This window comes from Streptomyces sp., from assembly GCF_031181555.1.
Taxonomy (GTDB): domain Bacteria; phylum Actinomycetota; class Actinomycetes; order Streptomycetales; family Streptomycetaceae; genus Streptomyces; species Streptomyces fimbriatus.
In genome coordinates this window covers 17,173-29,411 of record NZ_JAPSKQ010000077.1, presented here as the reverse complement: position 1 = coordinate 29,411, position 12,239 = coordinate 17,173, and the positions used below count along the sequence as shown (strand labels likewise).

The following is a 12,239-nucleotide window of genomic DNA, read 5'->3' as shown; positions in this document are numbered from 1 at the left end:
TCACCATCGCGGTCGTGTGAAGGAAGTTCCGACCCGTGAGTCTCCTGACCCTCCTCCCGTTCATTGTGCTCATCGGGGCCATGTTCCTGATGACCCGGTCGGCCAAGAAGAAGCAGCAGCAGGCCATCGAGATGCGGAACCAGATGCAGCCCGGTTCCGGCGTCCGCACGATCGGGGGCATGTACGCCACGGTCAAGGAGGTCAACGAGGACACGGTCCTCCTCGACGCCGGACCTGGCGTGGAACTGATGTTCGCCAAGAACGCGATCGGTGCCGTCCTGAGCGACGACGAGTACAACCGCATCGTCCACGGCATCGAGCACGACCTGAAGTCCGACGCCGACATCGTCCCCGACGACGCCTCCTCCCTCACCGAGGCCGACGAGTCCTCCGACGCCGCCGCCTCCGACGACAAGCCCGTCGACTTCGGCAAGAAGGACGCGGCCGACGAGCCGGCCACCGCCGACGCGAAGGCGGACGACCAGCCGCAGAAGACCGACGGCGACTCCGGGGCGAAGTAGTCGTCTCCCAGGGCGCGCGGGTCGAACCCGCGCGCCCTGGGACGCGACCGGCTCGCACGGCATCCCGACACCATGTCATGGCCGCCCGCCCGCCGACCGGGCGCGAAGCGGCCCGAGAGGGAGTACGAGAAGGTGGCCACAGCCAAAAAGGGACAGAACGCGAGCGCCCAGAGCAAGCCCGGGCGCTCGCTGGCCCTGATCCTGATCGCCATCGTGGCGCTCACCGGAGGAATGTTCGCCTCCGGGCACACCACTCCGCGTCTCGGCATCGACCTGGCCGGCGGCACGAGCATCACGCTCGCGGCGGTCCCCGAGGCCGGGCAGGAATCCGCGGTCAACAAGACCAACATGGACACCGCGGTCTCCATCATGGAGCGTCGTGTCAACGGTCTTGGTGTCTCCGAGGCCGAGGTCCAGACGCAGGGCACCCACAACATCATCGTCAACATTCCCAAGGGCACGAACTCCAAGCAGGCCCGGGACCAGGTCGGCACCACCGCCAAGCTCTACTTCCGCCCGGTCATCGCCACCGAACTCGCCGACGGCGGGACCGCCCCCACGCCGAGCGCCTCCGGAAACGCCTCGGGCGAGGACACCGGTGAGGACAAGGCGACCGACAAGGCCACGGACAAGGCGACCGACGGCTCGTCCCCGTCCGCCTCCGCCAGCCCGTCGGCGAGCTCCACCACCCAGGGCCGCGCGCTCACCGACGCCCTGAAGGCCGACGAGACGCCCTCCGCCTCCGCGAGCGCCTCCGCCGGGGCCGCCGAGGACAAGGCCACCCCCTCCCCGTCCGCGACCGGCGGCACCTCCGGCGAGACGGACGGCAAGCTCCAGGCCCAGTACGCCGCGCTCGACTGCACCAAGGAGGCCGTCCGCGCCACGGCCGGTGACGGTGCCAAGGCCACCGACTCGACCGTCGCCTGCGGCCAGAACTCCCAGGGCCAGTGGCAGAAGTACATCCTCGGCCCCGCCGCGGTCGACGGCACGGACGTCGACGAGGCCCAGGCGGTCCTGAACACGCAGACCGGTGCCGGCTGGACCGTCACGATGGACTTCACCGATGAGGGCGCCAAGAAGTTCGCCGACATCACCGGCCAGCTGGCCCAGAAGCAGTCCCCGCAGAACCAGTTCGCCATCGTCCTGGACGGCGAGGTCGTCTCCGACCCCTACGTCAGCCAGGCCCTGACCGGCGGCAACGCGGAGATCTCCGGCAACTTCACCCAGCAGTCGGCCCAGGAACTGGCCAACATGCTGTCCTACGGCGCCCTGCCGCTGACCTTCCGCGAGGACAGCGTCACCACCGTCACCGCCGCGCTCGGCGGTGAGCAGCTGCAGGCCGGTCTGATCGCCGGCGCCATCGGCCTCGCCCTGGTCGTCCTCTACCTGCTGGTCTACTACCGCGGCCTGTCCTTCATCGCGATCCTCTCGCTGCTGGTGTCCGCCGCCCTGACCTACGTGATCATGTCGCTGCTCGGCCCGACCATCGGCTTCGCGCTGAACCTGCCGGCCGTGTGCGGTGCCATCGTCGCGATCGGCATCACGGCGGACTCGTTCATCGTCTACTTCGAACGGGTCCGGGACGAGATCCGCGAGGGCCGCTCGCTGCGTCCCGCCGTGGAGCGGGCCTGGCCGCGTGCCCGGCGCACCATCCTGGTCTCCGACTTCGTGTCGTTCCTCGCCGCCGCGGTGCTCTTCGTCGTCACCGTCGGCAAGGTCCAGGGCTTCGCGTTCACGCTCGGCCTGACCACCGTGCTCGACGTCGTGGTGGTGTTCCTGTTCACCAAGCCGCTGCTGACCCTGATGGCCCGGCGGAAGTTCTTCGCGAGCGGCCACAAGTGGTCCGGCCTCGATCCGAAGGCCCTGGGCGCCAAGCCGCCGCTGCGCCGTACCCGCCGCCCCGTCCCGGCCGCCGCCGGTCCTGTCGAGACGAAGGAGGTCTGAGATGTCGAAGCTCGGCACCCTCGGCGCCCGACTGCACCACGGCGAGATCGGCTACGACTTCGTCAAGAACCGCAAGATCTGGTACGGCATCTCCGTCCTGATCACCATCACGGCCATCGTCGGCCTGGCGGTGCGCGGCCTGCACATGGGCATCGAGTTCCAGGGCGGGGCGGTCTTCACCACCTCGAAGAACATGAGCGTCTCGGTCGCCACGGCCGAGGAGTACGCGGAGGACGCGTCCGGTCACGACGCCATCGTCCAGAAGCTCGGTGACGGCAGCCTGCGCATCCAGGTCGCCGGTATCGACACGGACACCTCGGACAGGATCAAGGACAGGCTCGCCGAGGACCTCAAGGTCGACGCGGAGAAGATCAACGCCGAACTGGTCGGCCCCAGCTGGGGCGAGCAGATCGCCAACAAGGCCTGGCAGGGCCTCGGCATCTTCATGATCCTGGTCGTGATCTACCTGGCGATCGCCTTCGAGTGGCGCATGGCGCTCGCCGCGTTCGTCGCCCTGGTCCACGACATCACCATCACCGTCGGCATCTACGCCCTCGTCGGCTTCGAGGTCACACCGGGCACGGTGATCGGTCTGCTGACCATCCTCGGCTACTCGCTCTACGACACGGTCGTCGTCTTCGACAGCCTGAAGGAACAGACCAGAGACATCACCAAGCAGACCCGCTGGACCTACAGCGAGATCGCCAACCGCTCCATCAACAGCACCCTGGTCCGCTCCATCAACACCACGGTGGTCGCGCTGCTGCCGGTCGCGGGCCTGCTGTTCATCGGTGGCGGTGTCCTCGGCGCCGGCATGCTGAACGACATCTCGCTGTCGCTGTTCGTCGGCCTCGCCGCCGGTGCGTACTCCTCGATCTTCATCGCCACCCCGCTCGTCGCCGACCTCAAGGAGCGCGAGCCGGCGATGAAGTCCCTCAAGAAGCGCGTCCTGGCCAAGCGGGCCCAGGGCACGGCCCAGGACGAGGCCCAGGACGCCCCGGTCACCGGGGACGACGCGTACGACGACGAAGAGGCCGCCCCCGCCGTCGTCGGCCCGCGCAGCCAGTCCGCGTCGCGCGGCCGCGGCCGGGGCCGAACCCCGGGGAAGCGCCGATGACCGACATCAAGGAGCTGCTGCTCAGCCGTATCCGGGACGTGGCGGACTACCCGGAGCCGGGCGTGATGTTCAAGGACATCACCCCGCTCCTGGCGGACCCGGCGGCGTTCACCGCGCTCACCGACGCCCTGGCCGGGATCGCCGAGCGCACCGGCGCCACGAAGGTCGTCGGACTGGAGGCCCGGGGCTTCATCCTCGCCGCCCCGGTCGCCGTCCGTGCGGGCCTCGGCTTCATCCCCGTACGCAAGGCGGGCAAGCTCCCCGGAGCCACCCTCAGCCAGGCGTACGACCTGGAGTACGGATCCGCCGAGATCGAGGTGCACGCAGAGGACCTCTGCGGGGACGATCGCGTCCTGGTGATCGACGACGTCCTTGCCACCGGCGGCACCGCCGAGGCGTCGCTCCAGCTCATCCGCAGGGCGGGCGCCGAGGTCGCGGGCCTCGCCGTGCTGATGGAGCTCGGCTTCCTCGGGGGCCGCGCCCGTCTGGAACCGGCCCTGGCCGGCGCACCGCTGGAGGCGCTGCTCACCGTCTGACCGGCGACGGCGCAGACGGAGAGGCGCTCACCACACCACGAGGCGGACCCGGAGGAATCCGGCGTCCGCCTCGTGCGTTTCTCGGGTAGACGGTCCTCACACCGCTCCGAAGGCCATCGGAAGGCGCGGGATCGCTACCATGGGGTATCCGGAGCCTGACCGGGGACCCGGATCGCGCACGAGGAGCCCTCTTGCCAGACGAGGCCCAGCACCTGACCGCCGCCAAGCCCGAGTCCGCCTCGGCGGCCGCGGCCAAGCCCGCGCCGAGCGCGCCCCAGGCGAAGAACGACACCCGAGGGCCGGTCCGGCACGCCCAGGCCGCCCCCGTCGACAAGCCCGAGCAGCCGCGCCCCAAGCCGTCCCCCCCTCTCGACTCCGCCCGCGCGGGGGGACCCTCATCGCCCGAGCGCTCCGCCCCCCTGGGCCGCCCGAACACCGGCCAGCCCGCCCGCTCCGGCTCCTCCAACCGCGTCCGCGCCCGCCTCGCCCGGCTCGGCGTACAGCGCGCGAACCCGTACAACCCGGTGCTGGAGCCGCTGCTGCGGATCGTGCGCAGCAACGACCCCAAGATCGAGAACGCCACGCTCCGCCAGATCGAGCGCGCCTACCAGGTCGCCGAGCGCTGGCACCGCGGCCAGAAGCGCAAGAGCGGCGACCCGTACATCACGCACCCGCTCGCCGTCACCACCATCCTCGCCGAGCTGGGCATGGACCCGGCCACCCTGATGGCCGGCCTGCTGCACGACACCGTCGAGGACACCGAGTACGGCCTGGAGGACCTGCGCCGCGACTTCGGCGACGTCGTCGCCCTCCTCGTCGACGGCGTCACCAAGCTGGACAAGGTCAAGTTCGGCGAGGCCGCCCAGGCCGAGACCGTGCGCAAGATGGTCGTCGCCATGGCCAAGGACCCCCGGGTCCTGGTCATCAAGCTCGCCGACCGCCTGCACAACATGCGCACCATGCGCTACCTCAAGCGCGAGAAGCAGGAGAAGAAGGCGCGCGAGACCCTGGAGATCTACGCGCCGCTCGCCCACCGCCTGGGCATGAACACCATCAAGTGGGAGCTGGAGGACCTCGCCTTCGCGATCCTCTACCCCAAGATGTACGACGAGATCGTCCGCCTGGTCGCCGAGCGCGCGCCCAAGCGCGACGAGTACCTCGCCATCGTCACCGACGAGGTGCAGCAGGACCTCAGGGCGGCCCGCATCAAGGCGACCGTCACCGGCCGCCCGAAGCACTACTACAGCGTCTACCAGAAGATGATCGTCCGCGGCCGTGACTTCGCGGAGATCTACGACCTGGTGGGCATCCGCGTCCTCGTGGACACGGTCCGCGACTGCTACGCCGCGCTCGGCACGGTGCACGCGCGGTGGAACCCGGTCCCCGGCCGGTTCAAGGACTACATCGCGATGCCCAAGTTCAACATGTACCAGTCGCTCCACACGACGGTCATCGGCCCCGGCGGCAAGCCCGTCGAGCTGCAGATCCGCACGTTCGACATGCACCGCCGCGCCGAGTACGGCATCGCCGCGCACTGGAAGTACAAGCAGGAGGCCGTCGCCGGCGCGTCCAAGATCCGCACGGACTCCCCGAAGACGTCCGGCAAGGACAAGGACGCCATCAACGACATGGCGTGGCTGCGGCAGCTCCTGGACTGGCAGAAGGAGACCGAGGACCCGGGCGAGTTCCTGGAGTCGCTGCGCTTCGACCTGTCCCGCAACGAGGTCTTCGTCTTCACCCCCAAGGGCGACGTCATAGCGCTCCCGGCCGGCGCCACCCCGGTCGACTTCGCGTACGCGGTCCACACCGAGGTCGGCCACCGCACCATAGGGGCGCGGGTCAACGGCCGACTCGTACCGCTCGAATCCACCCTCGACAACGGCGACCTGGTGGAGGTCTTCACCTCCAAGGCGGCCGGCGCGGGCCCCTCCCGCGACTGGCTCGGCTTCGTCAAGTCGCCGCGCGCCCGCAACAAGATCCGCGCCTGGTTCTCCAAGGAGCGCCGCGACGAGGCGATCGAGCAGGGCAAGGACGCCATCGTCCGCGCGATGCGCAAGCAGAACCTGCCGATCCAGCGCATCCTCACCGGCGACTCCCTCGTCACGCTCGCGCACGAGATGCGCTACTCGGACATCTCCGCGCTGTACGCGGCCATCGGCGAGGGCCACGTCTCCGCGCAGAACATCGTGCAGAAGCTGGTGCAGGCCCTCGGCGGCGAGGAGGCGGCCACCGAGGAGATCGACGAGTCGGTACCGCCGGCCCGCGGGCGCAGCCGCAAGCGCCGCTCCAGCGCCGACCCGGGCGTCATCGTCAAGGGCGTCGAGGACGTGTGGGTCAAACTGGCCCGCTGCTGCACACCGGTCCCCGGCGACCCCATCATCGGGTTCGTCACCCGCGGCAGCGGCGTGTCCGTGCACCGCAGCGACTGCGTCAACGTCGACTCGCTCTCCCGCGAACCCGAGCGCATCCTCGAGGTCGAGTGGGCACCCACCCAGTCCTCCGTCTTCCTGGTCGCCATCCAGGTCGAGGCACTGGACCGCTCCCGGCTGCTCTCGGACGTCACCCGCGTGCTGTCCGACCAGCACGTCAACATCCTCTCCGCGGCCGTCCAGACCTCCCGCGACCGCGTGGCGACCTCCCGCTTCACCTTCGAGATGGGCGACCCCAAGCACCTCGGGCACGTCCTGAAGGCCGTACGGGGCGTGGAGGGCGTCTACGACGTCTACCGCGTGACGTCGGCCCGCAACCGGTCGTAGGGGCCCGCACACGACGAAGGGGCTCCCGTACGCGCGTACGGGAGCCCCTTCGTCGTGTGCGTCAGCCGCCGAACTCCTGGAGGCCCTTCAGCGCCTGGTCCAGCAGGGCCTGGCGGCCCTCCAGCTCCCGCTCCAGCTTCTCCGCCTTGGCGGTGTTGCCCTGCGCCCGGGCCTGCTCGATCTGGCCCTTCAGCTTGTCCACGGCGGCCTGGAGCTGGCCGGTCAGACCCTCGGCACGCGCGCGTGCCTCCGGGTTCGTCCGGCGCCACTCGGCCTCCTCGGCCTCCTGCAGGGCCCGCTCCACGGCGTGCATCCGGCCCTCGACCTTCGGCCGGGCGTCCCGCGGCACGTGGCCGATGGCCTCCCAGCGCTCGTTGAGCGCGCGGAACGCGGCCCGCGCGGCCTTCAGGTCCGTGATCGGCAGGAGCTTCTCGGCCTCCCCGGCCAGCTCCTCCTTGAGCTTGAGGTTCTCGGCCTGCTCCGCGTCCCGCTCGGCGAACACCGAACTGCGGGCGGCGAAGAAGACGTCCTGCGCACCGCGGAAGCGGTTCCACAGGTCCTCCTCGTGCTCGCGCTGCGCACGGCCCGCGGCCTTCCACTCCGACATCAGCTCGCGGTAGCGCGCCGCGGTCGGACCCCAGTCCGTCGAGTTCGACAGCGACTCGGCCTCGGCGACCAGACGCTCCTTGGTCCGGCGGGCCTCCTCGCGCTGCGCGTCCAACTGCGCGAAGTGCTGCTTGCGCCGCTTGGAGAACGCCGACCGCGCGTGCGAGAACCGGTGCCACAGCTCGTCGTCGGACTTCCGGTCCAGCCGCGGCAGGCCCTTCCAGGTGTCCACCAGGGCCCGCAGCCGCTCACCGGCGGCCCGCCACTGGTCGGACTGGGCCAGCTCCTCCGCCTCGGCGACCAGCGCCTCCTTGGCCTGACGCGCCTCGTCGGACTGCCGGGCCCGCTGCGCCTTGCGCTCCTCGCGGCGCTTCTCCACCAGCGCCACGAGCTTGTCCAGCCGCGTCCTGAGCGCGTCCAGATCGCCCACCGCGTGATGCGCGTCGACCTGCTCGCGCAGGTGGTCGATCGCGGCCATGGCGTCCTTGGACGACAGGTCGGTGGTCTTCACTCGCTTCTCGAGGAGGCCGATCTCGACAACCAGGCCCTCGTACTTGCGCTCGAAGTAGGCCAGCGCCTCATCGGGAGAGCCGGCCTGCCAGGAACCGACGACCTTCTCGCCGTCGGCCGTACGCACGTACACGGTCCCCGTCTCGTCGACGCGGCCCCACGGGTCGCTGCTCACAGCGCCTCCTCCACATGATGCCTGCGAGGGGCCTCGAAGCTCCCCCGGGCATCGTCCACAGTTTCGTCACGGCCAACATAGGCGACCGACGGGACGCCTGTCCGCATCCCGCGCGACCGAAATTTCGCAGTTGGGGGTCAGGATTCGGTGACGGTCGCCTTGTCGATGACGACCGTCGCGTTGGGCGCCCCGTCGCCCGCCCCGGTGTTCTCCCCGGCGTCGGCGATCTTCTTCAGCACCTTCATGCCGGCCTCCGAGACGGTGCCGAACGGTGTGTAGCTGGGCGGGAGCTGACTGTCCTGGTACACGAGGAAGAACTGGCTGCCGCCACTGTTCTTCTGCCCGGTGTTGGCCATCGCGACCGTGCCCGCCGGGTAGATGTTGTCCTTCAGGCTTTTGTCCTTCAGGTTCTCGTCCGGGATCGTGTAGCCGGGGCCGCCGGTGCCGGTGCCCGTCGGGTCGCCGCACTGCAGCACGTAGATGCCGTTGGTGGTCAGCCGGTGGCACTTGGTGTGGTCGAAGTAGCCCTTGCCGGCGAGGAAGTCGAAGGAGTTGACGGTGTGCGGCGCCGCCGACGCCTTCAGCGCCACGTCGATCTCGCCGCAGGTCGTGTCGAGCTTCAGGGTGTACTTCGCCGACTTGTCGATGGACATCGCCGGCTCCTTCTTCCAGGTCTCCGACTTCGGCTTGCCCTCCGCGGGCTTGTCGCACGGGTCCGGCGCCTTGCTCGGCGCCGAGGCGCTCGGGGTGGCCTCCGCGTTCGCGTTGGCCTGGTCGTCGTCCTGCTCGAGCGCCCCGGTCGTGTACAGCGCGACGCTGCCGATCAGGACCACACCGAGCACGGAAGCGATCACCGAGTTGCGGGTCCGCGACTTGCGCCGGGCCTCGGTGCGCCGCTGCTGCTGCCGCAAGAACTTCTCCCGGGCGAGCTGACGCCGCCGCTGTTCCTGGCTGACCACCGGGTTCTCTCCTCATGCGTCTCGTGTGCCGGCCGGTACGCGTGCGTGCGTGCGGTGAGCCGACCGCCTGCGTGTGCCCCGTACCGTATATGGGTTCGCTGAGGAATCGGCAGCGCCGGTAGGCTCTGACCACGGACGCAGTCCCGTCGCAAGCCTCCCGTACCGACACAAACGAAGGACGATCGTGCTCATTGCCGGGTTCCCCGCCGGGGCCTGGGGGACGAACTGTTATCTCGTCGCCCCCGCCGCCGGTGAGGAGTGCGTGATCATCGACCCGGGCCACGAGGCGGCCCCCGGAGTCGAGGAAGCACTGAAGAAACATCGGCTCAAGCCCGTCGCCGTCGTCCTCACCCACGGCCACATCGACCACGTGGCCTCGGTCGTCCCGGTCTGCGGAGCGCACGACGTACCGGCCTGGATCCACCCCGAGGACCGGTACATGATGAGCGACCCCGAGAAGGGGATCGGCCGCACCATCGGCATGCCGCTCATGGGTCAGCTGACCGTCGGGGAGCCGGACGACGTCCGTGAGCTGGCCGACGGCACGAAGCTGGAGCTGGCGGGCCTGGAGCTGACGGTCGCGCACGCGCCGGGCCATACCAAGGGGTCGGTGACCTTCGGCCTGCCCGAGGCGGCGGACATCCCGCCGGTCCTCTTCTCGGGCGACCTGCTGTTCGCCGGCTCCATCGGACGCACCGACTTTCCCGGTGGCTCCATGGACGACATGCTCGAGTCCCTGGCCCGCGTGGTCCTGCCGCTCGACGACGCAACCGTGGTGCTGCCCGGTCACAACGAGTACACGACCATCGGCCAGGAGCGCGCCACCAACCCCTATCTGCGGCAGGTGGCCGCCGGCCTGGGAGCCCAGGAGGCTCCCCGACGAGGAATGTGACGAGAGACTTCCGTGAGCACCTTCAAGGCCCCCAAGGGCACGTACGACCTGCTGCCGCCCGACTCCGCGAAGTTCCTCGCGGTCCGCGAGGCGATCGCCGCGCCCCTGCGCAACTCCGGCTACGGCTACATCGAGACCCCCGGTTTCGAGAACGTCGAGCTGTTCGCGCGCGGTGTCGGTGAGTCCACCGACATCGTGACCAAGGAGATGTACGCCTTCGAGACCAAGGGCGGCGACAAGCTCGCCCTGCGCCCCGAGGGCACGGCCTCCGTGCTGCGCGCCGCGCTGGAGGCCAACCTGCACAAGGCGGGCAACCTCCCGGTCAAGCTCTGGTACTCCGGCTCGTACTACCGCTACGAGCGCCCCCAGAAGGGCCGCTACCGCCACTTCTCGCAGGTGGGCGCCGAGGCGATCGGCGCGGAGGATCCGGCCCTCGACGCCGAGCTGATCATCCTGGCCGACCAGGCCTACCGCTCGCTGGGCCTGAGCGACTTCCGCATCCTGCTGAACTCGCTGGGCGACAAGGAGTGCCGCCCGGTGTACCGGGCCGCGCTGCAGGACTTCCTGCGCGGTTTGGACCTCGACGAGGACACCCTGCGCCGCGCGGAGATCAACCCGCTGCGCGTCCTGGACGACAAGCGCGAGTCGGTGCAGAAGCAGCTGACGGGCGCCCCCCTGCTGCGCGACTACCTCTGCGACGCCTGCAAGGCGTACCACGAGGAGGTCCGTGAACTGATCACCGCCGCGGGAGTGGCCTTCGAGGACGACCCCAAGCTGGTGCGCGGCCTGGACTACTACACGCGCACCACCTTCGAGTTCGTCCACGACGGTCTCGGCTCGCAGTCGGCGGTGGGCGGCGGCGGCCGCTACGACGGCCTGTCCGAGATGATCGGCGGCCCCGCGCTGCCGTCCGTCGGCTGGGCCCTCGGCGTCGACCGGACCGTGCTGGCCCTGGAGGCGGAGGGCGTCGAGCTCGAACTGCCCGCCACCACCAGCGTGTTCGCGGTCGCGCTCGGCGAGGAGGCCCGCCGGGTGCTGTTCGCGAAGGTCACCGAGCTGCGCAAGAACGGCGTCGCCGCCGACTTCTCCTACGGCGGCAGGGGCCTGAAGGCCGCGATGAAGGCCGCCAACCGGTCAGGCGCCCGCTATGCCCTGGTGCTGGGCGAACGCGACCTCGCCGAGGGAGTCGTCCAGCTCAAGGACATGGAGTCCGGCGAGCAGACGGCGGTCGGAGTGAACGAGATCGTCGCGGAACTGGAGTCACGGCTCGGCTGACACGGCGTCCAAGGCGCCGGACGCCCCGGGGGGGGTCCGGCGCCTTCGTCAACTCCGCACACACCACATCGCCCTTCCGGGGTTTCCGGATGGAGCGCGTGTGCGGTCGTGCCACACACGTCGGCCGAAACCGAACGCTCACGGGGGAGCGTCCGTATGCCCTTATGCCCGGCGAACGGCGGATCCGCGGCCCCGTGCGGCACAATGGCCCTGCCCGAAGCAGGTCCACACTCTCTAGTGACGGAATCGGCGTGATGAGCAAGACGACAGTCAAGGACGTCGCCATGGAGCCCGGATCCTCCCCCTCGCCGGAGCACGCCGCCGCGCCGCGACCGGAGGGCGCGAGCCGGGCCCTCGCCCTGCTCCTGGTGATCACCGGCGCGGCCGGTGTGCTCGCCGCGTGGGTGATCACGCTCGACAAGTTCAAGCTGCTCGAGGCCAAGGTCAAGGGCGAGACGTTCACGCCCGGGTGCAGCCTGAACCCCGTCGTCTCCTGCGGCAGCGTGATGGAGAGCGACCAGGCCTCCGTCTTCGGGTTCCCCAACCCGATCCTCGGCCTCGTCACCTACGGCATCGTCGTCTGCGTCGGCATGAGCCTGCTCGCCGGGGCCCGCTTCCCGCGCTGGTACTGGCTCACCTTCAACGCCGGCACGCTCTTCGGCACCGTCTTCTGCGCCTGGCTGATGTTCCAGTCCCTGTACCGGATCAACGCCCTGTGCCTGTGGTGCTGCCTGGCCTGGGTCGCCACGATCATCATGTTCTGGTACGTGACGTCGTTCAACGTCCGCAAGGGGTTCCTGCCCGCCCCCGGCTGGCTGAAGAGCTTCTTCGGCGAGTTCACCTGGGTCCCGCCGGTCCTGCACATCGGCATCATCGGGATGCTGGTCCTGACCCGCTGGTGGGACTTCTGGACCGGCTGACCGCGCACTCCGCGCTGTCGGCGCGGTC

General features: G+C 69.9%; 10 protein-coding genes. 8 read left to right on the top strand and 2 right to left on the bottom strand.

The features are described from left to right. Positions 1–35: 35 nt before the first annotated feature. From yajC to RIM90_RS17420, 5 genes are all read left to right on the top strand, one after another. Positions 36–521: a preprotein translocase subunit YajC gene (gene yajC, locus RIM90_RS17440; protein WP_309061637.1), complete on the top strand. Its 486-nt coding sequence runs from the start codon at positions 36–38 to the stop codon at positions 519–521. 132 nt (positions 522–653) lie between these two features. Further along, entirely contained in the window at positions 654–2,465 is a 1,812-nt protein-coding gene (gene secD, locus RIM90_RS17435) for a protein translocase subunit SecD (protein ID WP_309061636.1), read from the top strand. A 1-nt stretch (position 2,466) separates the two neighbouring features. After that, entirely contained in the window at positions 2,467–3,582 is a 1,116-nt protein-coding gene (gene secF / locus RIM90_RS17430; RefSeq protein ID WP_309061635.1) for a protein translocase subunit SecF, read from the top strand. Beyond that, positions 3,579–4,118 (top strand): adenine phosphoribosyltransferase, encoded by a 540-nt coding sequence (locus RIM90_RS17425; RefSeq protein ID WP_309061634.1) that lies wholly within the window; start codon positions 3,579–3,581, stop codon positions 4,116–4,118. The genes secF and RIM90_RS17425 overlap by 4 nt, the downstream gene beginning before the upstream one ends. Before the next feature lie 191 nt (positions 4,119–4,309). Continuing rightward, entirely contained in the window at positions 4,310–6,874 is a 2,565-nt protein-coding gene (locus tag RIM90_RS17420) for a RelA/SpoT family protein (protein ID WP_309061633.1), read from the top strand. 61 nt (positions 6,875–6,935) lie between these two features. Here the strand turns inward: RIM90_RS17420 and RIM90_RS17415 are convergent, their stop codons facing one another. Both RIM90_RS17415 and RIM90_RS17410 read right to left on the bottom strand, forming a co-directional pair. Further along, positions 6,936–8,165 carry a DUF349 domain-containing protein gene (locus RIM90_RS17415; RefSeq protein WP_309061632.1) on the bottom strand — a complete coding sequence of 410 codons (1,230 nt, stop codon included), beginning with the start codon at positions 8,163–8,165 and terminating at the stop codon, positions 6,936–6,938. 137 nt (positions 8,166–8,302) lie between these two features. Then, the gene (locus tag RIM90_RS17410) at positions 8,303–9,124 is read right to left on the bottom strand and encodes a peptidylprolyl isomerase (RefSeq protein WP_309061631.1); all 822 of its coding nucleotides are present in this window, start codon (positions 9,122–9,124) and stop codon (positions 8,303–8,305) included. A 184-nt stretch (positions 9,125–9,308) separates the two neighbouring features. On the opposite strand from RIM90_RS17410, the gene RIM90_RS17405 reads away from it, so the two are divergent. The 3 genes from RIM90_RS17405 to RIM90_RS17395 all read left to right on the top strand — a co-directional run bounded on the left by RIM90_RS17405 (position 9,309) and on the right by RIM90_RS17395 (position 12,211). Further along, complete coding sequence (locus RIM90_RS17405; RefSeq protein WP_309061630.1) at positions 9,309–10,016, top strand: MBL fold metallo-hydrolase; 708 nt, start codon at positions 9,309–9,311, stop codon at positions 10,014–10,016. Between the two features lie 12 nt (positions 10,017–10,028). Further along, positions 10,029–11,291 carry a histidine--tRNA ligase gene (gene hisS / locus RIM90_RS17400; RefSeq protein WP_309061629.1) on the top strand — a complete coding sequence of 421 codons (1,263 nt, stop codon included), beginning with the start codon at positions 10,029–10,031 and terminating at the stop codon, positions 11,289–11,291. 254 nt (positions 11,292–11,545) lie between these two features. Then, positions 11,546–12,211, top strand: coding sequence for a vitamin K epoxide reductase family protein (locus RIM90_RS17395; RefSeq protein ID WP_309061628.1), 666 nt, complete (start codon positions 11,546–11,548; stop codon positions 12,209–12,211). Positions 12,212–12,239: the final 28 nt, after the last annotated feature.